Source organism: Candidatus Thermoplasmatota archaeon (assembly GCA_035541015.1).
GTDB lineage: Archaea > Thermoplasmatota > SW-10-69-26 > JACQPN01 > JAIVGT01 > DATLFM01.
Genome location: DATLFM010000015.1, coordinates 1 through 23,430, shown reverse-complemented (window position 1 = coordinate 23,430; position 23,430 = coordinate 1). Strand labels below are relative to the sequence as shown.

The 23,430-nt window shown below is 70.1% G+C and carries 20 protein-coding genes; 12 read left to right on the top strand and 8 right to left on the bottom strand.

What is annotated here, in order from left to right:
- Window positions 1–423, bottom strand: a 423-nt coding sequence (locus tag VM681_01385; protein HVL86651.1) for a CARDB domain-containing protein, incomplete at its 3' end; no start/stop codon positions are given.
- A 56-nt stretch (window positions 424–479) separates the two neighbouring features.
- Between VM681_01385 and VM681_01380 the strand changes: the two genes are divergently transcribed.
- Entirely contained in the window at window positions 480–1,604 is a 1,125-nt protein-coding gene (locus VM681_01380) for an ArsA family ATPase (GenBank protein ID HVL86650.1), read from the top strand.
- Here the strand turns inward: VM681_01380 and VM681_01375 are convergent.
- Window positions 1,601–3,457 carry an aldehyde ferredoxin oxidoreductase family protein gene (locus VM681_01375; protein ID HVL86649.1) on the bottom strand — a complete coding sequence of 619 codons (1,857 nt, stop codon included), beginning with the start codon at window positions 3,455–3,457 and terminating at the stop codon, window positions 1,601–1,603. The two genes, VM681_01380 and VM681_01375, sit on opposite strands and share 4 nt — an antisense overlap.
- A 161-nt stretch (window positions 3,458–3,618) precedes the next feature.
- Here VM681_01375 and VM681_01370 point away from each other — a divergent pair, with 161 nt between their 5' ends.
- From VM681_01370 to VM681_01360, 3 genes are read left to right on the top strand one after another with little or no spacing between them, the layout of a single operon-like run.
- A complete protein-coding gene (locus VM681_01370) occupies window positions 3,619–5,796 on the top strand; it encodes a DUF87 domain-containing protein (GenBank protein ID HVL86648.1) in 2,178 nt (725 codons plus the stop codon).
- A complete protein-coding gene (locus VM681_01365; protein HVL86647.1) occupies window positions 5,765–6,079 on the top strand; it encodes a DUF357 domain-containing protein in 315 nt (104 codons plus the stop codon). The genes VM681_01370 and VM681_01365 overlap by 32 nt, the downstream gene beginning before the upstream one ends.
- A gap of 55 nt (window positions 6,080–6,134) precedes the next feature.
- Window positions 6,135–6,608: a hypothetical protein gene (locus VM681_01360; GenBank protein HVL86646.1), complete on the top strand. Its 474-nt coding sequence runs from the start codon at window positions 6,135–6,137 to the stop codon at window positions 6,606–6,608.
- Window positions 6,609–6,979: 371 nt separating this feature from the next.
- Here VM681_01360 and VM681_01355 read toward each other — a convergent pair whose 3' ends face one another.
- The gene (locus VM681_01355) at window positions 6,980–7,105 is read right to left on the bottom strand and encodes a hypothetical protein (GenBank protein ID HVL86645.1); all 126 of its coding nucleotides are present in this window, start codon (window positions 7,103–7,105) and stop codon (window positions 6,980–6,982) included.
- Between the two features lie 428 nt (window positions 7,106–7,533).
- Here VM681_01355 and VM681_01350 point away from each other — a divergent pair, with 428 nt between their 5' ends.
- Window positions 7,534–8,208 (top strand): helix-turn-helix domain-containing protein, encoded by a 675-nt coding sequence (locus VM681_01350; GenBank protein HVL86644.1) that lies wholly within the window; start codon window positions 7,534–7,536, stop codon window positions 8,206–8,208.
- Here the strand turns inward: VM681_01350 and VM681_01345 are convergent.
- The 4 genes from VM681_01345 to VM681_01330 all read right to left on the bottom strand — a co-directional run bounded on the left by VM681_01345 (window position 8,180) and on the right by VM681_01330 (window position 11,772).
- A complete protein-coding gene (locus tag VM681_01345) occupies window positions 8,180–8,623 on the bottom strand; it encodes an HIT family protein (protein HVL86643.1) in 444 nt (147 codons plus the stop codon). The two genes, VM681_01350 and VM681_01345, sit on opposite strands and share 29 nt — an antisense overlap.
- A 41-nt stretch (window positions 8,624–8,664) precedes the next feature.
- Window positions 8,665–9,885: an acyl-CoA dehydrogenase family protein gene (locus VM681_01340; GenBank protein ID HVL86642.1), complete on the bottom strand. Its 1,221-nt coding sequence runs from the start codon at window positions 9,883–9,885 to the stop codon at window positions 8,665–8,667.
- A 2-nt stretch (window positions 9,886–9,887) separates the two neighbouring features.
- The gene (locus tag VM681_01335; protein ID HVL86641.1) at window positions 9,888–10,673 is read right to left on the bottom strand and encodes an enoyl-CoA hydratase-related protein; all 786 of its coding nucleotides are present in this window, start codon (window positions 10,671–10,673) and stop codon (window positions 9,888–9,890) included.
- Window positions 10,674–10,782: 109 nt separating this feature from the next.
- Window positions 10,783–11,772 carry a 3-hydroxyacyl-CoA dehydrogenase family protein gene (locus tag VM681_01330; protein HVL86640.1) on the bottom strand — a complete coding sequence of 330 codons (990 nt, stop codon included), beginning with the start codon at window positions 11,770–11,772 and terminating at the stop codon, window positions 10,783–10,785.
- Window positions 11,773–11,897: 125 nt separating this feature from the next.
- Between VM681_01330 and VM681_01325 the strand changes: the two genes are divergently transcribed.
- From VM681_01325 to VM681_01310, 4 genes are all read left to right on the top strand, one after another.
- Window positions 11,898–16,499 carry a PAS domain S-box protein gene (locus VM681_01325; protein ID HVL86639.1) on the top strand — a complete coding sequence of 1,534 codons (4,602 nt, stop codon included), beginning with the start codon at window positions 11,898–11,900 and terminating at the stop codon, window positions 16,497–16,499.
- On the top strand, window positions 16,496–16,906 hold the full coding sequence (locus tag VM681_01320; protein ID HVL86638.1) for a response regulator: 411 nt from the start codon (window positions 16,496–16,498) through the stop codon (window positions 16,904–16,906). Before VM681_01325 ends, VM681_01320 begins: the two co-directional genes overlap by 4 nt.
- Before the next feature lie 3 nt (window positions 16,907–16,909).
- On the top strand, window positions 16,910–18,355 hold the full coding sequence (locus tag VM681_01315) for a helix-turn-helix domain-containing protein (protein HVL86637.1): 1,446 nt from the start codon (window positions 16,910–16,912) through the stop codon (window positions 18,353–18,355).
- A gap of 185 nt (window positions 18,356–18,540) precedes the next feature.
- Complete coding sequence (locus VM681_01310; protein ID HVL86636.1) at window positions 18,541–18,774, top strand: hypothetical protein; 234 nt, start codon at window positions 18,541–18,543, stop codon at window positions 18,772–18,774.
- 136 nt (window positions 18,775–18,910) lie between these two features.
- Here VM681_01310 and VM681_01305 read toward each other — a convergent pair whose 3' ends face one another.
- Window positions 18,911–19,627 carry a biotin--[acetyl-CoA-carboxylase] ligase gene (locus VM681_01305; protein HVL86635.1) on the bottom strand — a complete coding sequence of 239 codons (717 nt, stop codon included), beginning with the start codon at window positions 19,625–19,627 and terminating at the stop codon, window positions 18,911–18,913.
- A gap of 64 nt (window positions 19,628–19,691) precedes the next feature.
- Between VM681_01305 and VM681_01300 the strand changes: the two genes are divergently transcribed.
- The 3 genes from VM681_01300 to VM681_01290 all read left to right on the top strand — a co-directional run bounded on the left by VM681_01300 (window position 19,692) and on the right by VM681_01290 (window position 23,211).
- Complete coding sequence (locus tag VM681_01300; protein HVL86634.1) at window positions 19,692–20,501, top strand: succinate dehydrogenase; 810 nt, start codon at window positions 19,692–19,694, stop codon at window positions 20,499–20,501.
- Window positions 20,498–22,348 (top strand): fumarate reductase/succinate dehydrogenase flavoprotein subunit, encoded by a 1,851-nt coding sequence (locus tag VM681_01295; protein HVL86633.1) that lies wholly within the window; start codon window positions 20,498–20,500, stop codon window positions 22,346–22,348. The genes VM681_01300 and VM681_01295 overlap by 4 nt, the downstream gene beginning before the upstream one ends.
- A 71-nt stretch (window positions 22,349–22,419) precedes the next feature.
- On the top strand, window positions 22,420–23,211 hold the full coding sequence (locus tag VM681_01290; GenBank protein HVL86632.1) for a succinate dehydrogenase/fumarate reductase iron-sulfur subunit: 792 nt from the start codon (window positions 22,420–22,422) through the stop codon (window positions 23,209–23,211).
- Window positions 23,212–23,430 lie beyond the last annotated feature (219 nt).

Below are 23,430 nucleotides of genomic sequence, written 5' to 3'. Positions count from 1 at the left end.
GGCGGGAAGCACGTCAAGCAGGAGGGTGCGGGCGTTGTCGTCGTTGGCCGACTCGCCGGCCACGGCGTCCACGACGGCCACGACCGTCCAGCTGCCGCCGGCCGCCCTCCAACCGAAAGAAACGGTGTCCGAGCCGCCGGGGGCAAGGCCCGCAACGGGCTCGCGTCCAAGCTCCGTGCCGTTGAGGATGAGGCGCACGCGCGTGGGCGGAGACTCGGCCGTTCCCGGGTTGCGCACGGTGACCGAGAACGTCACCTCCTCGCCCACCTCCGGAGCGGCGGGGTCGGCGGAGAGCGCGGCCACGACGAGGTTCGCTGCGCACGCCGGCTGCCCCGACTGGCCGCAACCCTGTCCGCCGGCGATCGGGGCGAGTCCGACGAGCGCGACGGCGGCAAGCAAGGCCATCGTTTGGCGCATGGGCATCCCCTCCTGCGCGATTCGAACCTTCGGCTTTAAAACCTCCGAATTCATCCCCACGCATGCGCGCCGCGGTCGCGGACCGGAAGCTCCTCATCTACGCCGGCAAGGGTGGCGTCGGCAAGACGACGACGAGCTCGGCCACGGGACTCCACCTCGCGCGCGGCGGCAAGAAGGTCCTCGTCGTCACCGTGGATCCGGCAAAGCGCCTCTCCGACGCGCTTGGCGTGCCGGTCGGATTCGAGCCCACGCCCGTCGAGAACAACCTGTGGGCGCTCATGATCGACCCAAAGACGGTCGTGCGCGAGTTCGTCCAGAAGCAGGCGGGCGAGGACGTCAAGGACAAGGACCTCACGACGCACCCGCTGTTCAAGTACGTCTCCGAGAACATGCCGGGCTTGAACGAGCTTCTGGCCATCGGGAAGCTCCTCGAGCTTCGCAACGCAAGCGCCTACGACGTGATCGTCGTCGACACGGCCCCGACGGGCCACGCGCTCACGTTCCTCTCCGCGCCCCAGTACATCAAGGAGATCATGAGCGAGCAGAGCATGATCAACCTCGTCATCAAGGGGTGGAAGTTCTACAGCAACGCAAAGAAGCTCGCCGGCGGAATCAAGGGGCTCTTCACGGGCGAGGATCCCGCCGTTCCGGACGTCGACCTCGAAAAGGTGTTCGCCAGCATCAAGGAGGAGGCCAAGCGCATCGAGGAGATGCTCACGGACGAGACGAACACGGTTCTCTTCGTCGTCACGAATCCGGAGCTTCTGGCCGTCCGGGAGACGGTCGACATCCTCGAGCGCGTGCGCGAGCTTCGCATCCCCGTCGGCGGCATCGTCGTGAACAAGGTGCAACCCGATATTCTGGCCGAGCTTCGCCCGCAGTTCCTGCGCGTCCTCGAGGACGAGCCGGCCAAGGACCGGCTCAAGCAGGCGCTCGCCGACGGCGGCTACGACCCCGAGCTCTTCAAGCGCGTGGTCTCCACCGTCGCGTTCTCCGACCTTCGCCGGCAGATGAACCTCGCGCATCTCGAGGAGATCCGGAAGACGGCGAACGTTCCCGTCTTCGAGGCCCCGCTCTTCGAGCAGGAGGTCCGCGGGCTCGACGTCCTCTCCGAGTTCGCGGCCCACCTTCTGGCGGACAAGCCCCCCGCGCGCGATCCCGTGCGCCGCGTTCGACGCGCAGGCTAGAGCGCATCCGCGAGGCCCAACGCCCTGAGGCGCGAGGCGGTGGGGCGGCCGCCTCCGTCCCATCCCCGGGCCTCGTAGTACGCCGCCTTCATCGTCGCAAGATCGGCGTCCGTGAGCGCCTCGCGCCGCTTGCCGAAGGAAAGCGCCTCGCGCCGGATGCGCGAAGGCAGATCGTCGTCGGCCGCCGTGGCGCCCATGCGGATCGAAAAGAGGCGCGCCGCCTGGTAGTTCCGCTCGCCGACGGCGAGCATTCCGTCCCGGTCGACCGGAAAGCCCGTGGCGGCCGCGAGCATGTCGCGGACGTGCCCGAGGTTGTAGGTGGGGCCGGAATCAACGATCGTGAAGGCGCACACGACGAGGCTGTTGACAAAGCTCCGCGCGTTCTCGAAGCTCGCCTGCACGCGCGCCTTGTGGGGCGTGGCCTCGAAGCGGGAGAATCCCTTGCCGACGCCAAGCTCCGGGCTTGCGCCGTCCTCGCGAAGGTCCGTGTCGTGGTAGCCCTCCATGTGGTTGGCGCCGCGCGGCGACACGGCGTACGAGAGGCCCATGCCCTTCTTGCCGCGCGGTTCGTGCATGGGAAGCTCCACGCCCTTCACGTGCACGGCAAGCTCCGGCGCCGCCAGCGCCTCGGCCGCGCGCCGCGTCCCCTGCGCCAGGAGATCCCCGAGCCCCTCGCGCCGCGCGATGCGGTGGAGAAGCGCAAGCCCGCCCTTGCCGTCGCCATACTCCGGCGCCTTCCCGTCCTTGAGGAGCCCCCGCGCCTTGGCCTCCATGGCAAAGGCGATGGCCGAGCCGGCGCTGATCGTATCCATCCCGTACTCGTTGCACCACTTGTTGGACGCCGCCACGTAGTCGAGCGACGGCACGAGCTGCGAGGACGCGAAGGCGGCGATCGTCTCGTACTCGGGGCCTCCGTGCTTTCGGTCCACGCGCTCGCCCTCGAAGCTCGTCTCGACGACGCGCTTGCACCGCACGTTGCACGCCGTGCAGTTGTCGCGCCCGACGAGGATCGTCGCGTTCTGGCGCTCGCCGGAGACCTCCTCGCTGCGATCCCACGAGCCGGCACCCCAGTAGCGGGTCGGGAGAATGCCGGAGTGCGAGAGGCCGTTGACCCCGCGCGGCGTGCCGTAGCGTCCAAACTCCGCCATGCCCTCGTCCGTGAGCGTGCCGACGTACTTCTTGCGCGCGGCGCGGAGCTTCGCGTCGTCGGCGGGCTTGGGCATGCCCTCGGGGCGGCCCTTCACCACGATCGCCTTGAGCTTCTTTGCGCCCATCACCGCGCCCATGCCCGTGCGTCCGGCCGCGCGGTTCCGGTCGTTCACGACGCACGCGAACCGCACGAGGTTCTCCCCCGCGGGCCCGATCGCGGCCACGCGCGCGCCGGGCAGGCGCGCGAGAAGCTCCGCGTCCACCTCGGAGACGAGCTTGCCCCAGAGGTCGCTTGCGTCCCGAAGCTCCGCGTGGCCGTCCACGATCGCAAGGTACGAGGGGCGCTCGGCGGCGCCGGTGACGACGAGCCCATCGAAGCCCGCGCGCAGAAACTCGGTCGCCCAGAATCCCCCCGCGTAGGCTTCGCCGTAGAGTCCCGAGAGGGGCGAGCGCGCGGCGACGACGTGGCGGCCGGAGCCGGGCATGGCGACGCCGGTGAGGGGGCCCGGGAAGAACGTGAGCACGTTTGAAGGCGCAAGCGGGTCGTCGGCCGGGCGCCCGCGGTACTCGCGCAGGAGGATGCGGGCGGCCATGCCGCGGCCGCCGACGTGCGCCTGCCGCCACGCGTCGGGAATGGGATAGTCGGACAGCCGTCCCTTTTCGAGGTCGGCGTGCAGGACGCGGCCGTGGTAGCCCGGAGGCATCGAGGGAGCAACGCTCCAGCGGGCTTCACGGTTTGGACGGGCGGGCGGTCTTACTGCGCATGTGCGCAGTAAAAGGGATTCGACCGTCCCGCCCCAAAAGGCGTGCCTTTCCGCGCGCAAAACGGGCTGTTCATATGCTCCGATCCCAGTTGACCCTCGGGATGCAGGACCACCTCGGCTCCATCTACGGAACGGTGGGCGAGAGCCGCTTCCGCATCGTCGCCGCCGAGCGTGCGGCGCTGCGGCGCGGGGATTACGTCAAAGTCAACCACGAGGAGGGCGTCGTGCTCTGCCAGATCCTCGGCGTCACGCGCGAAGCCGGCGCGGCCACGGCGCCCGAGCGGTCGCTCGCCTCGCAGGACCGAACGACGGCCGACGCCGTCATCATCGGCTATCGCGACCCGCGCGGCGTGCTGCAGGCGCCAAAGACTCCCTTCCGCCCCGGCGAGCGCGTCCACAAGGCCGACGAGCTCCTCATCGAGCGCGTCCTTGGCCTCACCGACGACGGCGCGCTTCTTGGCCACCTTCGCGGCACCTCCATCCCGGTCCGCCTCGACGTGAACCACATCGTGCAGAAGCACACGTCCGTCCTCGCGAAGACCGGTGCTGGGAAGAGCTACATCGTGGGCGTGCTCATGGAGGAGCTGCTGAAGAGGGGCATCCCGATCGTCATCATCGACCCGCACGGCGAGCACGGAAGCCTCGGCGTTCCAAACGTGAGCCGCGCGGACATGTCGGCCATGCGGCGCTTTGGCGTGAAGCCGCGTGGGTACGCGGAGTCCGTCGTCGAGTACTCGCCCGACCCTTCCGTCAACAAGGGCGCCCACCCGCTGCGCCTGGACGGCCGCGGGCTTGGCATGCGCGAGCTCTCCGATCTCCTTGGCTCGAAGGTGTCGAGCGCGCAGTTTGGCATCCTCCACCAGGCGCTGAAGGAGGTGGCCTCGCGCAAGCGCGATTACACCTTGCAGGAGCTCATCGAGGAGGCAAAGAACCATCCCTCGAGCGCCAAGTGGAACCTCGTCGCCGCGCTCGAGTTCCTCGACAGTCTTCGCCTGTTCCACGCGGGCGGCACGCCCATCGCGGCGCTTGCCAAGCGCGGCCAGGCCACGATCGTGAACCTGCGCGGCATCCCGCCGGACGTGCAGGAGATCGTCGTCACGTGGCTTGCAAAGGGCCTCTTCGAGGCTCGCAAGCTCAACCGCGTCCCACCGCTCATGCTCGTGGTGGAGGAGGCGCACCACTTCTGCCCCGAGCGCGGCTTCCAGCAGGCCATGAGCGGCGACCCGCTGCGCACGATCGCATCGGAAGGCCGCAAGTTCGGCCTTGGCCTTCTCATCGTGAGCCAGCGTCCCGCCAAGATCGACAAGAACGTCCTGTCGCAGTGCGGCACGCAGCTCATCCTCAAGGTCACGAACCCCAACGACCTCAAGGCGATCATCGGAAGCGTCGAGGGGCTGACGAGCGACACCGAGGACGAGATCCAACAGTTGCCCGTCGGCTGCGCCATCGTGAGCCACCCGCGCTTTGCCTACCCGCTTGCCGTGGACGTGCGGCCGCGCGAGACGCGCCACGGCGGACGCAGCGTGAACGTGCTGGGCCACTGGGCGCCGCAGGCCGAGCCGACGCAGGCCGCGACGGGCGAGGGAGCCGGCGCGGTCGGTTCGTCGGTCGCCGACGGGGACGCGATCCAGGCGGCGGAAACGGAGGGCGCCGCCGACGGCGAGCCGGAGGAGTCCGAGGAGGGAACGGCGGAGCCGGAAGCGCCCGAGCCCGCCATCGCCACGGCCGAGCCGTCCATCGAGGAGCTCGTGGCGTCGCACGTTCCCGAAGCCCCAGGCGAGCCGCCGGAGCCCGAGTCGCCGCGCGCGGCGCCCGCCGCCGCTGCGCGTTCGCGCAAGCGAGCGCCCAGGGCCGCAACCGCATCACCTCCCCGCGCCTTGGCATCGGCGCGCGCGATCGAGGTCTCCGCGTCCGAGAGCGAAGAAGGCGGGGATGAGGAGCCGTTGCGCGTGGAGGACGACAGCCTCGAGTACCACGCGCCTGTCGCCCATCCCGCCGCGCCGGAGGAGGCGCCCGCGTTCCTCGACCTTCGCCGCATCGGACAGCGCGTCCTGCGCGCCGATCTCGAGGCGCTTCCGCCGGAGCGCCTCATCCGGCTGAAGGAGGAGCTGCGAGCGCTTGCCCCCACGGTCTTGGGCCTCGAGGTCGAGTTCCCCCGCAACGTCGCGATCGCCGAGCTTCGCGAGGAGATCGCGCAATCCCTCGAACGCACGCAGCGGGCGCTCGCGCGCGCCCGCCGGAGGAACCTTGTCGCACGCATCCGCCGCCGCGCGCCGTGAGATCACGGACGCCAAGATCGACGAGTACCTTGGGAAGACAGCCGCGGCGCTTGCGAAGATCCGTCTCGTGCCGCCCGAGCGAAGCCACCTCCGCCGCGTCGCCGAGGACTTCCAGCGCATGGCGCAAAGCTACCACCGCGACGCGGAGCACTTCCGCGCCAACGGCGACCTCGTGACGGCCTTTGCCGCGGTGAACTACGCGCACGGCTGGCTCGACGCCGGCGCGCGATTGGGTTTCTTCGACGTGGGCGGCGACGACCGGTTGTTCACGCTTGCCGAGTGAGGCGTGCAACAAACCGTCCCCGAAGTTCAAGGGCCACGACGCCTGCTCGGGCGGCATGGGACGCGCCGTGCTCGCTGTCTTGTGCCTGACGTTGGCCGCCCTCTTGATGCCTCCCGGTTCGGCGCTCTCCACGGAGCGCACGTGCGTGCCCGATCCGGCCGTGCGGTTGGCGTGCGCCTTCGTTGCGCTCGACCTTCGCCGCGTGTCCGCAAGCGCCTGCAGCGGCGCGCTTGCGCCCGGTGAGGCGTGCTACTCGATCGCCTGGAGCGGTGGCGGGGAATCGCTCGCCTTGGGCGGTTGGGCCCGCGTGACGGCGCGCCAGATCTACAAGGGCAATCTCTACGATCCCGGGCAGAGCCCCCTCCTCGAATGCGAATGGGCGGGCGCCGCGGCGGGATCGTGCAGCGTCTCCTCCGGCGCGCACATCTACCTGCGGCTTGAGGCCGGAAAGCCGTGCTTCAAGGTCACGGCGCTTGCCGCCTCGCCGGTGGGCTCGGCGACGGCAACTCTCGTGAAGACCTGCCCCTAGCCCGCACGCCAAGCCGTGCAACAAAGCGACGCCCAAGTTGAAGCCAGCCGCTTCGAACCCGGATCCAACCCGGCCGCGGGGACGCGCCCCGCCTGCCGAGACGATGCGCAAGATCGTATGAGCGAGGGCGCGCCGCTCGGCAAGGCTTAAGCGTCCGCCCACGCACCGGTGGACGGGAGAGAGGCGATGAGGGCACCCAAGGCGCTTGCGTGGACGGCGATGGCCGTCGTCCTGCTCACGCCGCTTGCGGCGGCCGACGTTTGCATCGGCTGCCCGCCGGTTCCCCTGCCCGAGCCGCCGCACGCCGAGTGCGACGTGGTGTGCCGGCTCGATCAGCAGGAGCGGGCCGCGCGCAACCTCACGTCGCCCGCCTACTGGGCGGCGCTTGCCACGAGGGAGAACACGTTCGTCGGTCCCGTGGCAAACGCCACGAACCACACGTGGTGGACGACCGAAGCGGCCAAGCTCCTGCAATCGTCGTGGATGGCAAACCTCACGCTGGGCGGCTCGCGGACCGCACGGGAGGCCTTGGCCGCCGCCGAGGAGCGTCTCTGGTTCGCGCCGCAGGACCCGGCTTCCTTCCGGCAGCGGTGGATGCAAGCCTGGGGCGAGTTCGGCTCGCGCGAAGGCCCGCCGATCCCCTCCGCAGGGCGTGCCCTCCCCGGATGGACCAGGCAGGCGCTCTCGGACGTGCACCGCTCGTTCCCGGGCGAGGCGTGCGAGCTCTCGTACGAAGGCTCCGTGCTCCTTCGCAGCCAATCCAAGACCGCGCTTGCCGGTTACGTTCTCTACCACGCCGCCCAGATCTGCTACGAGAACCTCTACTTCAAGCCGTCCGACGCTGCGGAGGGGTCGTCCGAACCCTCAGGCGGCGCCCAAGCGCCCGCCGACGAGAACGGCCCGCCCCGCTCGGATCCGCGCGGCGGTGGTCGAAGCGCAAGAGGCGCCGCGCGCCGCGGCCACGGCTCGCGTCGAGCCGGAACGGCCGCCGGGTCCGGTCGCGTCCTGGCAGGGGACGGCGCGCGCCGCGGCGACGCCCGCGCCTGCGGCGTGGCTGCTCCTCGTGTTCCTTGCGTTCCTGCTCCTGCCCGCGCTCCTCCTCTACTCCCGCCTTCGCCGTCAAGACGTGCTCGCAAACGCGACGCGCGCGGCGCTGTGCGAGCTCGTGCGGGCGCGCCCCGGCCTTGCCGCGGGGGGCCTCGCGCGGGCCCTCGCGCGCAACCGCACGAGCGTGCTTCACCACCTTCGCGTGCTGCGCGGCGCGGGGCTGGTCGAGGCGCGCGTCGTGGGGCGCCGAACCCGATACTTCCCGGCCGGAAGCGGCGACGACGACGCCCAGCGGCGCGTGCGCGTGGCGCTTGCCTCCCCCGTGGCCCGGCGCGTCGCCCTTCACCTTGCGCTTCGCGGCGCCGACTCGCTTGGCGCGATCGCGCGCGCCACGGGCGTGCCCAAGAGCACCGTTCGCTGGCACGTGAACCGCCTCGCGCGGCTGGGCGCCTTCTCGGACGAGGGCGTCTTCGACCGGGAGCGCGTGCTGCGCGCGCTGCCCCCGGCGCCCGCCCCGGAAGCCGCTACGGAAGCAGGCGTATCTCCTTCGTGAGCTCGTCCATGCGGGCAGGCGCAAGGGTCGGCCGTGGCCAGCGCAGGGCGTGGATCGCGCCCGCGCCGTCCCCCTTCACGCGGGGCACGACGTGCAGGTGCAGGTGCGGGACCTCCTGGCCCGCCTCCGGACCGTTGTTGACCGCAAGCGTGGTGGCGGGCGCGCCCGTGGCCTTGCGCGAGCGGCGGTTCACCTTGACGACCGTGGCAAAGAACGCGCGCGCCTCGTCCTCGTTCAAGTCCTCCAGGCGCGCGCGGTGCGCCTTGGGAACGACAAGCGCGTGGCCCTCCGCGAGCGGGTGGACGTCGAGGAAGGCGAGCGTCTCCTCGTCCTCGTGCACGATGCGAGCGGGGATCTGCCGGGCGACGATCTTGCAGAAGACGCACGCGGGATCGGACGTGGGGGCGGCGGCCATGCGGGCGCGACGGGCGGCCGTGGCCAAAACCGTTTGCCCGCCTACGCGGAGCCGACCCCGAGGTCCGAAAGGACGCTCCGGGCGACGATGAGCCGCTGGATGTCGTTTGTCCCCTCGAAGATCTCGCCGATGGGCGCGTCCCGTAGCGCGCGCTCGACGGGACGACCGTCGGCCAGCCCGGAAAGGCCCTCGATGGCAAGCGCCCGCTCCGCCGCGCGCGAGGCCGCTTCGCTTGCGAACACCTTCACGATCGCGGCCTGACGGGAGACGGAGCGGCGAAGCTCCGCCGGAGGCTCCCGGCGCCCGCGGAGCATCCCGTAGTATTCCTCCACGAGCGCGGCCGCCTGGTACGTGGCCAGAAGCCCAACGTGCGTGTCGGCGGCCATGTCCGCGAGCCGGAACAGGTCCGCCTGGCGGTCCTCCACGCTCTCCCCGTCCAAGGCGCGCCCGCGCAGACGCTGCGCGCAGCGCTCCAGCAGGGAAAGTGCGCCGCCGAGAACGCCCGCTGCCAAGGCCACCCGCCCGCCGTCGAGCGCGGTGAGCGCGACGGCGAACCCCCTGTCCACCTCGCCAAGCACGTTGCCCGCCGGAACGCGGCAGTCCTCGAACACGAGCTCGGCCGTCGTGGAAGCGCGGATGCCAAGCTTGTCCTCGACGGCGCCCACGCGAACCCCGCGGTTGGGCCGCTCGACCACAAACGCCGTGATGCCCTTGGGCCCGGCTTCCTCTCGCGTCGCGGCGAAGACCACAAGCGTGTCGGCCACGTCGCCGTTTGTCACGTACAGCTTGGAGCCGGATAGGACCCACGCGTCGCCCTCGCGCCGCGCGCGCGTGCGCAGGCTTGCCGCGTCCGACCCGGCCGCGGGCTCCGTGAGCGCAAACGCCGCGATCCGGCGGCCCGAGGCGAGGTCGGGAAGCCAGCGGGCGCGCTGCTCGTCCGTGCCGTGGAGCAGGATGGGAACGGTGCCGATGCCAGCGTGCGCGCCAACGATCGTGGCAAGGCTCGCATCGAGGCGCCCCAGCTCCTCGAGCGCGATGCAATGGGCCGCCTCGCCTCGCCCAGCCCCGCCCCATTCCCTTGGCACGGCAAGCCCCAAGAGGCCGCGGCGCGCAAGGCGGTCCACGAGCGCGCGCGGGAAGGCGTGCTTCTCCGCCGCCTCGCGAAGCGACGGAAGCTCCGGCGCGATCTCGTCCCGCAGGAGCGTTCGGACCTCCCGGCGGAACGCCTCCTCCTCCGGGGAGAACGCGAACGTGCGCGGCACCGCTAGGTCCCCGTGAACTTGGGCGGGCGCTTCTCCAGCATGGCCGCAAGGCCCTCGCGAAGGTCGGACGACGCGGCGAGCGATTCCACCGCCTCCGCCTCGAGCGCAAGGCCCTCGTCGAGGGTTCCGTCGAGCCCTTCCCGGATCGCGCGCTTGGCCGCCCCGACGGCAAGCGGAGCCGCCTTGGCCCCGATGAGCCGCGCCACGTCGAGCGCCGCTCGAAGCTCGTCCCCGTCCGGAACGACCTTGTTCACAAGCCCCATGCGCAGCGCCTCGCTCGCGTTCACCCAGGCGCCCGTGAGGATCATCTCCTTGGCCCGCCCCGGCCCGACGAGCCGCGCCAGGCGCTGCGTGCCGCCCCAGGCGGGCACGAGGCCAAGCTGCACCTCCGGCGCGGCAAAGCGCGCGCGCTCGCCGGCGACGCGAAGGTCGCACGCAAGCGCAAGCTCGAGGCCCCCGCCCAGCGCAAGCGCCTGCACGGCGGCCACGACGGCAAACCGCGAACGTTCCAACGCGAGGAATGTCCGTTGGCCAAGCGCGACGACCGACCGCGCGTCCTCGGGCGACAGCTTGGCAAGCTCGTGCACGTCGGCGCCGGCGGAGAACGCGTTTGTGCCCGAGGCGGCCACCACGACCGCGCGAAGCTCGGCGTTTGCTTCGAGCGCGGCAAACGCGCGGCCGAGCTCCTCGAGCACGGAGGGCGACAGCGCGTTCACGGGCGGATGGTCGAGCGTGAGGATTCCCGTGGCTCCCTCGACGCGCGAGCGGACGAAGCGCGGCTCGCTCATGACCGAGGACCAACCGGCCGCGACGCGAAAACCGTTTCGGAACGGCGGTGTGACGGGGAAAACCGATCCTCTCCGGCGCGCGTTGGGCCGCCGGTCCTGCGATGATCATTCATCGCAAGGTGGCGGACGGCTCGTACTCGTAGAATCCCGCGCCCGTCTTGCGGCCCAGCCGGCCCGCCGCGACGAGCTCGTCCACGACGCGCGGGCGCCGCTGCTCGCGGGGGAATCCCTGCTCGTCCAAGGCGCGCATCGCGTGCGCGAGCACGTCGAGCCCCACGTGGTCGGCAAGGGCAAGGGGGCCCACCGGAAAGCCGGCGCCGGCCCGCATCGCAAGGTCGATGTCGGAGCGGGCGGCGACGCCGTCCTCCAGGCACAGGAACGCCTCCGCGAGCATGCGGCCCAGCACGCGGTTCACGAGGAAGCCCGGCCCATCTTTCACGCGCACGGGCAGCATGCCCGAGCGGTGGTTGCGAAGGTCGCGCACGAAGGCCGTCGCGTCCTCCACGGCGGCCTCGTCCGTCTGCGCGCCGGCGACGACTTCCACGAGCGGAAGGTCCGAGGGAGGGTTGAAGAAGTGGAGACCGAGGAACCGTTGCGGCCGTGAAAGCGCCCTTGCGAGGTTCGAAACGGTGAGCGAGGAGGTGTTCGTGGCGAGGATCGCGTGGCGGGGAGCGACCGATTCGAGCTTTGCGAGGACCTCCCGCTTCACGGCGACGTCCTCCACGACGGCCTCGATCACGAGGTCGCACGCGGAGAACGACGAGAGGTCGGGGGCGGCGGTCACGCGCGCGAGGGCTTCGGCGGCGCGCGCGGCGGTGAAGGTGGGCCGCCGGCGCTCGCGCAGGCGCGCCTGCTGGTCGGACGAGAGCTCGACGCCGTCCTCGCGCGCGAGGCGCTCGATCTCGCGGTCGGCCTTGCGCTCCTGGAAGTCGGCAAGCTCGTGGAGGAGGCCCGCCGCCCGTTTGCGCCCTCGGGCCAGCGCGTCCGGGTCCGCGTCGTGGAGAAGCACGCGCCGCCCGGAGAGCGCGGCGATCTCGGCGATGGCCGATCCCATGACGCCCGCACCCACGATGCCGACGGTCTCGACGAACAAGACCATGGGCTCACAAATCCATACTCTTATATAGTTGAGCGCTTTTTCTCAACCATAAATATCAACCTCCTTGGGGAAGGGCCGTGGGCCGGCTGAGAAACCTTTCAACGCAAGCGGAAAAACCTCGCTCGGTGCCGGAGCGCCCGCAGCGCAGCCCCGCTCCGCGCGGCGGCGTCGTCCTGCAGGACATCGCCCAATCGATGCGGGAAGCTTGCGGATGGCAGGAGGTCTCGATCCACGTCTTTGCCCCCGACGGCGCCGTGCAACTGGCCGCCGCGGCCGGGCTTGCGCCTTCCAAGGCAAAGCGCGTCGCTCGATCGGTCCCGACCGCAAAGGACGCGCGAAAGCTGCTTTCGGCGGGGAAGCGCTTGGGAGATTCCCGCTATCTTCGCCCCCGCGAGGTCCGCGAGCTTGACGCGGGAACGCGCGCCTCGCGCGGCGCCGCCGTCGTCGTCCCGTTGCGCGGCTCCGGCCGCGCGGCGCTGGGGTTCCTGCTCGCGCGCAGGCCTTCGAACGGGAAGGCGCCCACGACCCGCTCGGCCAAGCAGTTCTCCTTCTTTGCCAAGCTCGCCGCGCTTGCCGTCGAGAACGCGGCGCTCCACGGCGAGGCGAAGACCGCCGGCGCCCGCCTCTCGCGGTCGCGCGAGACGCTCCGCGAGCTGTACCGCGAGGCGCAGCGGCGCGCGCAGGAGCTCGAGACGCTCAACGCCATCGGGCGCCGCCTGGCCCTGAAGCTCAACGCCGAAGCGCTCTCCGAGGCCATCCGGGAGGAGCTCTCTCGCCTCATGAGCACCGACAGCATGTACGTGTGCCTCTACCGCGAGCGCGAGGGGCTTCTGGAGTTCCCGCTCTACTACGAGCGCGGAAAGCGCCTGCCCCGCAAGCAGCGCGGCCTTGCCAACGGCCTCACGGAGTACGTCATCCGCACGCGCGAGCCCCTGCTCATCGCGCACGACTACCAGGCGACCTGCCGCAAGCTTGGCATCCAGCCCTTTGGTCCGGCCACGCTCTGCTGGCTTGGCGTGCCGCTTCTTGCCGAGGGGCAGGTCGTGGGCGTGATCGGCCTCTGGTCGGACGTCGAGGACGAGTATGACGCCGGCCACGTGGAGGTCGTACGGGCCTTTGCAAGCCAAGCCGCCGTCGCCATCCGCAACGCGCAGCTCTACGAGCAGCAGAAGCGCGCCGAGGAGGCGCTCTCGGCCTCCCGCGAGCGGCTCCGCTCGATCGTCGAGAACTCGACAAACCTGTTTTACGTGCACACGCCCGACCACGTCATCACCTACGTGAGCCCCCGCTCGCGCGAGTTCCTCGGTTGCGACCCCGAGGAGGCCAAGGTGCGCTGGACCGATTTCGTGACGGACCATCCGGCCAACGCGGTGGGCTTTGCGCTCACGCAGCGGGCGCTTGCGACCGGCGAGCGGCAGCCGCCCTACGAGCTGGAGCTCCGCCGGCGCGACGGGAAGCTCCTGTGGGTCGAGGTGAACGAGGCGCCCGTCGTCGAGAACGGCACGGTCACGGGGATCGTGGGCGCGCTCACCGACATCACCGAGCGGCGGCAGGCCGAGGAGAGCCTGCGCCTCCAGACCGCCCGCTACGAGGCGTTGCTGCGGGCGCAGAGCGACCTTGGCGAAGGCGTGCTCATCGTGGAGGGGCGCCGGTTCACGTTTGCCAACGACGCCTTCTGCGCGCTCTCCGGCTACCCGCGCGAGTCGCTCCTTGCGCTCGAGGATCCCTACGCCCTGATCGCGCCGGAGGACCGGCCGCTCTTTGACGCCAAGCTTCGCGCGCGCGACGCGGTGGGGCGCGAAGGCGACCGGTACGAGTCGCGCCTTCTCACGCGCGAAGGGCGACGCGTCCCCGTCGAGGTGGCGGCAAAGCTCCTGGAGGACGGCGGCGCGCCCAAGCTCGTCGTGCTCGTGCGCGATCTCACCGCGCGCAAGGCCGCCGAGGCGGCCGCCCAAGAAGCCGAGGAGCGCCTTCACACGGTCGTCGCAAGCGCTCCCATCGTGCTCTTTGCCGTGGACCGCGACCTGCGCTTCACGCTCAGCGAGGGGCGGGGTCTCTCGGCGCTAGGCTGGCGCCCCGGCGAAGTGGTGGGCCGGGGCGTCGAAGACGTGTACTCGGAGGAGCCCTGGATCGTGGAGAACGTCCGCCGCGCGCTCGCCGGCGAGTCCTTCACCGCCGCCGGCCTTGTCCGCGGCGTCGTCTTCGAGACCCAATACGCCCCCCTCCGCGCCGCCGACGGGACGATCGCCGGCGTGCTTGGCGTGGCCACGGACGTGACGGAGCGCCATCACGCGCAGGCGATGTACGAGGCCGTCGTGGAGACGCCCTCGCGGGCCCGCGCGGGCGTCGCGATCCTGCAGGACGTGGGCGAGGAGGAGGGCCGCTTCGTGTACGTGAACGACGAGTTCGCGCGCGTCACGGGCCACTCGACGGAGGCGCTCCTCTCCATGGGCTTTCGCGATCTCGTGGCGCCCGAGTCGCTGCCCAAGGTGCGGGAGATCTACGCCCGCCGCTCGCGCGGCGAGGAGGCTCCCGCCACGTACGAGACGTTCCTCCTTCGCGCCGACGGCGCGAGCGTGCCCGTCGAGATCTCGGCGGGCGTGACCGACATCCACGGCAAGCTCACGCACGTGGCCTTCGTCAAGGACATCACCGACCGCAAGCGCGCCGAGCAGGAGCTCATCGAGCTCAAGAACTTCAACCAGGACATCGTCGAGAACTCGCCCGTGGGCATCGCCTACCTCGACGGCGCGGGCGTCATCACGTACGAGAATCCGCACCTGCTCAAGCTCATGGGCCGCAAGGAGGGCGAGGTGCCGCGCGGCTGGTTCGAGCGCATCTTCGACCTGCCCACCGTCCGCTCGCAGCCCGCGTTCGTGGACAAGCTTTCGGACCTGCTGGCCGGAAAGCCCTTCCGCGACCTCGTCATCGACTACGTCACGCTCTACGGACGGCACCTTGTCATCAGCGTCGCGGGCGTTCCGCTGCTCGAGGCCGGCGGCGGCCTGCGCGGCGCGGTGCTCCTCGTGAACGACGTCACCGAGAAGGCAGCGCTCGAAGCGAAGCTTCGCCAGTACGCCGAGGAGCTCGAGGCCCTCGTGGCCGAGCGCACGCGCGAGCTCACGGAGACAAACGCGCGCCTCGAATCGACCAAGCGCAACCTCGAGACGATCTTCTCCACCACGATCGACGGGCTCCTCCTCGTCGATCGCGACAAGCGCATCGTGGCGGCAAACTCGCGCTTCTGCGAGATCTTCGGCATCGCGCCCGACGAGGTCGAGCGCGCGCCCTCGCAGGCCATCCGCGACAAGGCCCGCAGCCACTACGCCGAGCCAGGCCGCTTCGACGCCACGCTCGAGGTCTACGAGACCGGCGGCACGATCGACCAGGAGATCGAGCTCGTGCTGCCGCGCTACCGCGTCGTGCACGAGCACAGCGAGCCCATCCGCGACACGCGCGGCGAGTACCTGGGCCGCGTGTGGACGTACCGCGACGTCACGGAGAAGAAGCGCCTCGAGCGCGACCTCGACGAGCGCAACCGCCTGCTCGCCACGATCATGGACAACAGCGCCGACGGCATCCTGGCGCTAGACCCCGAGGGCCGGTACCTGTTCAGCAACCGCCGCTGGCTCGAGATGGCGGGCCTCGCCGCGGAGGCCACCTCGGGGGCCATGTTCCCGCCGGCCGGGGCCGACGCGCGCCTCTCCGAGGTGCTCGACCGGCTGCGAAGCGGGGCCGCCGTGGCGGGCCTCGAGGTCGACCTCGCTCCGCCGCAGGGCGAGCGCGTGCACGCGATCGTGAACGCCGTGCCCATCGTGGACGGAGGGCGCGTGGACAAGATCGTCGTGACGCTCACGGACATCACCGAGCGCAAGAAGCTCGAGGACGAGCTCATCCGCTACACCCAGCACCTCGAGGAAGAGGTGGAGCGCCGCACGTACAAGCTCATCCAGAGCGCGAAGATGGCCGCGCTTGGTCAGCTCGTCGCCGGTGTTGCGCACGAGATCAACAACCCGCTTGCCTTCGTCAAGAGCAACACGGAGAACCTCCTCGAATTCTGCAAGGACTTCCAGGCCGAGCCCTTTGCCATGGCCGCGCGCGACGGCCGCGCGCTCTCCGGGCAGGACGCGCAGGAGTTCGTCCGCTCCGACGCGTGCCGGTTCCTCCTGCACGACGGCCAGCGCCTCCTCGAAAACAACCTCAAAGGCCTGGACCGGATCAGCCAGATCGTCCTCAACCTCAAGAACTTCGCAAGCCCACAAGCCGACAAACGCGAGCTTGTCGACCTCAACGCGAACATGCGGGACACGGTGACGATCTTCGCGCCGCAGTTCCGCCACCGCATCCGGGTCGTGGAGGAGCTCTCGGAGCTTCCGCCCGTGCGCTGCGACGGCGGCCAGATCAACCAGGTCGTTATGAACATGCTCGTGAACGCCGCGCAGGCCATCGAGGACCGCGGCACGATCTGGCTGCGCACGCGTCGCGAGAGCGCGCACGTGGTCATCGAGATCGAGGACACGGGGTCGGGCATCCGGCCCGAGGCGCTTCCGAAGATCTTCGACCCCTTCTTCACGACGAAGGAGAAGGGATCGACCGGGCTTGGGCTCTCGATCAGCTACAACATCATCAAGGCGCATGGAGGAGAGGTGAACGTGACGAGCAAGGTAGGCGAGGGCACGAAGTTCGCGATCCGGCTACCCATCGAACGAGCGGGGGCGGGCGCATGAGCGAGGTCGCGCCCGAGGAGTTCCGCATCCTCGTCGTCGACGACGAGCAGGAGGTGCTCGACGCGCTCGCGCTCACGCTTCGCCGCGCGAAGAACTTCCGCGCCAAGCTCACCACCGCAAACGACCCGCTGCGCGCCCTCGAGGTCCTGGAGAGGGAGCGCTTCCACCTCGTGCTCGCCGACTACCGCATGCCCAACATGAACGGCGTCGAGCTCCTGAAGACCGTGCGCGAGCGGTGGCCCGAGACCGTCCGCGCGCTCGTGACCGGGTACTCCGACGTCGAGATCGCCATGGAGGCCATGGACAAGGCGAAGATCCACTACTACGTGCAGAAGCCCTGGAACAACGACGAGCTCCGGTTGACCGTGTACGAAGCCCTCAAGGGCGGCTGGAGCAAGGGAGGCTAACGGGTGGCCCTGCCGGAAGTCGTGGTGGAATTCGAACGCCCGGAAGAGCCGCTGTGCCGCTTCACGGCGGAGAACCCCGGCGCGCGCGCCATGCTTCGCGTGACGGACCCCACGCCGCCCACGCTCTCGACCGTGCTTACGGTCGTGGGCGACACCGACAAGACGGGCGCGCTCCTGCGCGAGCTTCGCGCGCAGCCGGGCGCCGCCTCCTTCGAGATCGTGACGATCACCCCCTACAGCGTCGTCTGCAAGATCGGCGCGTCCACGAACGGCAACGCCCGCATGGCGTGGGCCGAGGCCCTGGACGCCTTCCTCGAGACCTTCGGCCGCGACGCCCTCCTCGAGCCTGTCATGGTGGAGGGCGGCCGCATGCGCATCCGCGCCATGGCCGTCCGCAACCTCGACACGCGCCGTGCGCTCGAGAAGCTGCAGGAGCTTCAGAAGGCCCTCCCGTGGTCGGGATTCCGCGTCGTGCGCGTGGCCGACTTCGACCCCGTCGCCATGAGCGACCGGCTGGTCCCGATGCTCGATCCCGACCAGGAGGAGCTCGTTCGCCTCGCCCTCTCCATGGGCTACTACGAGAGCCCCCGCCGCTGCAACCTGGAGGACATCGCGCGGCGCGTGGGGCTCTCGGTGAGCCCCGTGCACAAGAAGCTCAAGGACATCGAGCACACGCTCATCAACGGGTACCTCGACCCGTCCACGCGCAAGGAGCGGAAGCGCCGCCGCCACGGCGTCTCGCTCTCCCGGCGCGGCGAGGGGGGCACGTTCCGCGAGGTCCTCGTCCACGCGACCATTCCGGGAGCCATCACCGAGTTCTGCGCCCGAAACCGCGGCGCCCGGGCGGTGTGGCAGCCCCTGCACGACGCGACGGGCCGCGGCGATTCGCTCCTGCTTGTCGTGATCGCGCCGCCGACCCTGTACCGCGAGCTTCTCAAGCAGCTCGAAGCCGAAGGCAAGACGCTTGAGGTCTTGTCGCGGGACGAGGGTCACGCCACGGTGCGGGTCACGGGGCGGGGCGCCGGCCCGGACCCGATCGCCGGCCTCGTGCGGCGGTTCGGGCGCGACGCGTACCTCAAGCCCGCCGTCGTCGAAGGTTCGCGAACGCTCGTGCGCATCGTGCTTACGCGTCGGCTCCCCGACGACGAGGTCGTGAAGGCCATGGAGGAGGTCGCGCTCGAGGCGGCTTGGCAGGACCAGGAGGTCGTGGCCATCCGCGACCTTGCCGTGGAGGCCTCCCTGCTGTCGCTTCCACGCCTGGAGAAGGTGACCCCGCGCCAGGACGAGGTCCTGCGGATCGGCCACGCCCTGGGGTACTACAGGACGCCCCGCGGATGCACTCTTGAGGACATCGCCGGCACGTTGGGCATCAGCACGAACGCCGTGCACAAGAATCTCACGGCGGCCGAGCAGAAGATCATCTACGCCTACGTCGGAACTGGCCTCTAGTCTCGGCTTTTCTCCGGAGGAGCGTTCATGGTTTCGGCAGATACGTCCTGCGGAACACCTTTCATGGACGGCCGTCCGCCGCCCAAAGTCGGAAAACTGAATCTTTATGTAGCGGGTGCGCTCTACAATGTCGTGAGGTAAAATTCAACCAAATGGTTGAATTCCTTACGGGGAGGAGCACGCGAATGATGATCGAAGAGAAACGGAACCTCGAACGCGTCAAGGAAGTCAAGGTCAAAATCCCGATCAACTACCATATCAAACTCCATTCGATGAAGGTCCTCACGGGGAAGGCCATCTCGGACACCGTGACCGAAGCGCTGGACGCGTACTTCCTCCAGATGCGCGCGCCCTCGCTGTCCCTTCCCGCTCACGATCTCAGCGAAGTCGAGGGGTTGACCGAGCCCGGCGAGCTGTAAACGCATGCCTCCGATCCCCGGGCCTGCCTCCCGGGGACACAAGCCTCCAACACAAGCTCGATCGCCTCCCGAAACCCGGGCCTCCAAGGCCCCTCGACTTCTTGTTTTTCTTTTCCCTTGCGCGCCCGAGCGCGCGCTACGGCTCGACGGGCCGAAGATGGAGGACGTCGCCCGCGACGATCCGTCGCGTTCCCGCCTCCGTCCGCACGAGCAGCGCGCCGTCTCCGTCGAGCCCCGCGGCTATGCCTTCGACCGCGCCGGCGGCGAGCGACTCCGCGCGCACGCGGGCTCCGACCGTCGAGCTTTGGCGCTCCCATTTGCGGCAGAGAGCGTCGGGGTCCTTTTCGAGCTCAGCAAGGGCGGCGTCGAGCTCGGCCAGAACCGCGTCCCGCGCATGCGCCAACGAGGCGCCCGCCGCGAAATCGGCAAGTCGCGCGCCTCCCGCCGGCACCGGGTTTTTCACGTTGAGGCCCACACCCACGACGGCCCAGGGGCGCGGCCCGCTCCAGCTCGCCTCCACGAGAATCCCCGCCAGCTTCGCCCTCCCGACCTCCACGTCGTTGGGCCACTTCACGCGCGCGGGTGCGTCGAACCGTGCCGCCGCGCGCGAGACGGCCAATCCCGCCGCCAACGGCAGAAGCCCGGGTCGGTCCGGCCGGGGTGGAGGCAAGAGGACGACGGAGAGGTACAAGCCTCCGTGCTCCGAGGTCCAGGAGCGCCCGGCACGGCCGCGACCCCCCGTCTGGCGCTCCGCGGCCACGACGAGACGATCGCCCGCGCCCTGCTCCGCGAGGCGCCGCGCCACGTCGTTCGTCGATTCGACCTCCTCGAATTCTCGGATCGTCCACGGCACGCGCCCGCATGGCCGGACCGCGTAATTACTCCACGGACGCAAGCCCTTTAAGAACCCGCGGGCCATGCCGGAACTCGGGGCACTCGAAACGATGGCCGTCTCCACCGCGGATCGGGCGGTCAAGCGGACAGGCGCGTGGGGACGGTTCACGATGCGAACCGACGCCTGGTGGGTCGAGCCGCTCGTCTTTGGACTGTTCCTTGGCGCCTTCATCGTGTACAGCACGTGGCGCGCCTTCGAGAACGCGCACTACTTCGTCGGACCCTACCACTCGCCCCTGGGCTCCCCCGACCTGCGCGAGCTTCTGCACCTGCAGAACGTCCCGGCTTGGATCTCCCCTTCGATGCTCATCCTGCCGTTCCCCATCCTCTTCCGGATGACGTGCTACTACTATCGCAAGGCGTACTATCGGAGCTACATGGCCTCGCCCCCCGGCTGCGCGGTCAAGGGCCTCTCCGGGTACGGATACGTCGGCGAGCGGGGCGTCTTCACGCTCCAGAACCTCCATCGGTACGCCTTGTACACGGCGATCGTCATCCTCGCGTGGCTCTGGTACGACGCCTTCCTTGCCGTGGGCGTGCCGCAGGGAGCCCCGTTCCTGTCGATGGGCTCCTTCGTCTTCTTCGGGAACGTCCTCCTGCTCTCGGCCTACACCCTTGGCTGCCATTCGCTCCGGCACATCGTGGGCGGCAAGCTCGACTGTTTCTCGTGCGACCCCGGCGCGCGGATGCGGTACGGGCTGTGGCAGAAGGTCACCGTCCTCAACGGACGCCACATGCTCTGGGCCTGGTGCTCGCTCGCCTCCATCTGGCTTGTGGACCTCTACGTCCGCGGCGTGTCGGCGGGATGGTTCGGGGAGGGTCGGTTGCTGTGACGGCCGGCGCGGCGGCACGCGACGGGCGGGGGTACGCGACGCGCGCCTTTGACGTCGTCGTCGTGGGCGCCGGCGGCGCGGGCCTTCGCGCGGCCATCGAATCCTCGGCTCGCGGGGCTCGCACGGCGCTCGTCTGCAAGTCGCTTCTGGGCAAGGCCCACACGGTCATGGCCGAAGGCGGCGCCGCGGCCGCCCTGCGCAACGTCGACGCGCGCGACAACCCGAAGGTCCACTTCCGTGACACCATGCGCGGGGGCAAGTTCCTCAACCACTGGCGCATGGCATGGATCCACGCGCACGAGGCGCCCGAGCGCATCCGCGAGCTCGAGCGGTGGGGCGCCGTGTTCGACCGATCGAAGGACGGCTGGATCAACCAGCGCAACTTCGGCGGCCACGCGTACCCGCGCCTTGCCCACGTGGGCGACCGCACCGGCCTCGAGATCATCCGGACCCTCCAGGACAAGGGCGTGCACAGCGGGATCGACGTCTTCATGGAGCACACCGTGGTGAAGCTCTTCGTCCGCGACGGCCGCATCGCCGGGTGCCTCGCGTACGAGCGCGAGACCGGGCGCTTCGTCCTTTTCTGCGCGCCCGCGGTCGTGCTTGCCACCGGCGGCGTGGGCAAGTGCTACGCGATCAACTCGAACTCCTGGGAGTACACGGGCGACGGGCAGGCGCTCGCGTACGAGGCGGGCGCCGAGCTTCAGGACATGGAGTTCGTCCAGTTCCACCCGACCGGCATGATCTGGCCCAAGTCGGTGCGCGGCATCCTCGTGACGGAGGGCGTCCGCGGCGAGGGGGGGATCCTCCGCAACGCCACGGGCGAGCGCTTCATGTTCCGCTACATCTCCGAACTCTTCCGCAAGGAGACGGCGGATACCGAGGAGGAGGCCAAACGATGGCTGGAGGGCGACCGCGACGCGCGACGCCCGCCCGAGCTCCTCACGCGCGACGAGGTCGCCCGGGCCATCCGCGCCGAGGTGAAGGCCGGCCGCGGCTCGCCGCGCGGCGGCGTCTACCTCGACATCAGCTGGCGCGATCCCGACTACGTCAAGCGCAAGCTGCCCTCCATGTACCACCAGTTCAAGGAGCTCGCCGGCGTGGACATCACCGGAGAGCCCATGGAGATCGGCCCCACCATGCACTACCACATGGGCGGCATCCGCGTGGACGCCGAGACCGCCATGACCCGTGTGCCGGGCCTCTTTGCAGCCGGCGAATGCGCGGCCGGCCTCCACGGGGCCAACCGGCTGGGCGGCAATTCGCTCTCCGACCTTCTCGTGTTCGGCAAGCGTGCGGGCGAGCACGCGGCGGCGTTTGCCAAACGCAACGCGGGCGCTGCCCCCGACCCTGCCGAGGTCGCCTCCGCGCTTGGAGCGGCCGTCGCGCCGCTGGAGCGCGACGCCGGCGAGAACCCCTTTGCGCTCCAGGAGGAGCTCCAGGGCCTCATGCAGGACCTCGTCGGCATGATCCGCACCCGCGAGGAGCTCGAGACGGCCATCGCGCGGATCGAGGCGCTCAAACGGCGGGCGGCCAACGTGCGCGCCCCCGGCAACCGCCAGTACAACGGGGGGTGGCACGCCGCCCTCGACCTTTCGCACCTTCTCGTCTGCGCCGAGGCCATCGCCCGCTCGGCGCTCACGCGCGAGGAGAGCCGCGGGGCCCACACGCGCGACGACTTCCCGCACACCGACAAGGGCCGCTGGGCCGCGGTGAACGTCGTCTGCCGGCGCGGCGCCAAGGGCATGGAGATCGAACTCGCGCCGCTTCCCGAATGGGCCCCGGAGGCGCGCGAGATCATCGAGGCGCCGCTCGAGAAGGTGGCAAGCCTGGAGGCGACCCCGTGAGCGGCCGCGTCTCCGAGGTGCGCGCGACGCACCCCCCCGAAGCCCCGCTTCGCCCGACGGGAGACTCCGGCATGGCGCCCCGCAAGCCCGAGAAGGACATCCCGCGCACCGTCCGCTTCCGGATCTTCCGCGGCTCGCGCGGCGCGGGCCTCTACAGCGAATACGAGGTGGAGAACGAGGAGGGCATGGTCGTCCTCGACGCCGTGCACCAGATCCAGGCGCGAAGCGAGCCCGACCTTGCCGTGCGGTGGAACTGCAAGGCGGGAAAATGCGGATCCTGCAGCGCCGAGGTGAACGGCGTCCCCAAGCTCATGTGCATGACCCGCATCGACACGCTGGACCCCACGCGCCCCGTGAGCGTGGCGCCCATCAAGGCCTTCCCGCACGTGAAGGACCTCGTGGCCGACGTCGCCTGGAACTACGAGGTGAACAAGCGCATCCCGCCCTTCACGCCCGCGCCCATGACGAAAGCGGAGGCCGCCCGCGGCGAGTTCCGCATGGCGCAGCAGGACGTGGACCGCCTGCAGGAGTTCCGCAAATGCATCGAATGCTTCCTGTGCCAGGACGTCTGCCACGTGCTGCGCGACGCGCAGAAGAAGCACGAGTTCTTCGGGCCGCGGTTCTTCATCCGCCTGGCGGGCCTGGACATGCACCCCAAGGACGACCTCGACCGCGTGCCCATGACCAAGCACGCCGCGGGCGTCGAGCTTTGCAACATCACGAAGTGCTGCACCGAGGTCTGCCCCGAGCACATCAAGATCACCGACAACGCGCTGATCCCGCTCAAGGAACGCGTGGTCGACCGCAAGTACGACCCGCTGGTGTGGCTGGGTAGCAAGATCTTCAAGCGCTCCGGCGCCTGACGAGGGCGGGGCGGCGCGCGCCGTCGCCCCGCCCGAGTCGCAGGAGGGGCCCGTCAGCCGAGGCTGCGGCGGATCTCGTCCAGCTTCGCCTTCGCCGCCTTCTCCCGGTCGGCCTCCTGCTGCTCCAGGGACCGCGCCCGTGGCGTGTCCGCCGCCAGTTCCTGCGCCCCGGTCGCCGCGGCCCAACGGCCCTCGATCTTGTCGCGGACGTAGTCGAGG

Excerpts from the sequence above, each read along its gene's own strand:
- VM681_01310 (HVL86636.1), top strand. The coding sequence starts at position 18,541 with ATGATGATCGAAGAGAAACGGAACCTCGAACGCGTCAAGGAAGTCAAG.
- VM681_01335 (HVL86641.1), bottom strand. The coding sequence starts at position 10,673 with ATGAGCGAGCCGCGCTTCGTCCGCTCGCGCGTCGAGGGAGCCACGGGA.
- VM681_01290 (HVL86632.1), top strand. The coding sequence starts at position 22,420 with ATGGCGCCCCGCAAGCCCGAGAAGGACATCCCGCGCACCGTCCGCTTC.
- VM681_01360 (HVL86646.1), top strand. The coding sequence starts at position 6,135 with ATGGGACGCGCCGTGCTCGCTGTCTTGTGCCTGACGTTGGCCGCCCTC.
- VM681_01330 (HVL86640.1), bottom strand. The coding sequence starts at position 11,772 with ATGGTCTTGTTCGTCGAGACCGTCGGCATCGTGGGTGCGGGCGTCATG.
- VM681_01370 (HVL86648.1), top strand. The coding sequence starts at position 3,619 with ATGCAGGACCACCTCGGCTCCATCTACGGAACGGTGGGCGAGAGCCGC.
- VM681_01375 (HVL86649.1), bottom strand. The coding sequence starts at position 3,457 with ATGCCTCCGGGCTACCACGGCCGCGTCCTGCACGCCGACCTCGAAAAG.
- VM681_01320 (HVL86638.1), top strand. The coding sequence starts at position 16,496 with ATGAGCGAGGTCGCGCCCGAGGAGTTCCGCATCCTCGTCGTCGACGAC.
- VM681_01300 (HVL86634.1), top strand. The coding sequence starts at position 19,692 with ATGCCGGAACTCGGGGCACTCGAAACGATGGCCGTCTCCACCGCGGAT.
- VM681_01380 (HVL86650.1), top strand. The coding sequence starts at position 480 with ATGCGCGCCGCGGTCGCGGACCGGAAGCTCCTCATCTACGCCGGCAAG.
- VM681_01345 (HVL86643.1), bottom strand. The coding sequence starts at position 8,623 with ATGGCCGCCGCCCCCACGTCCGATCCCGCGTGCGTCTTCTGCAAGATC.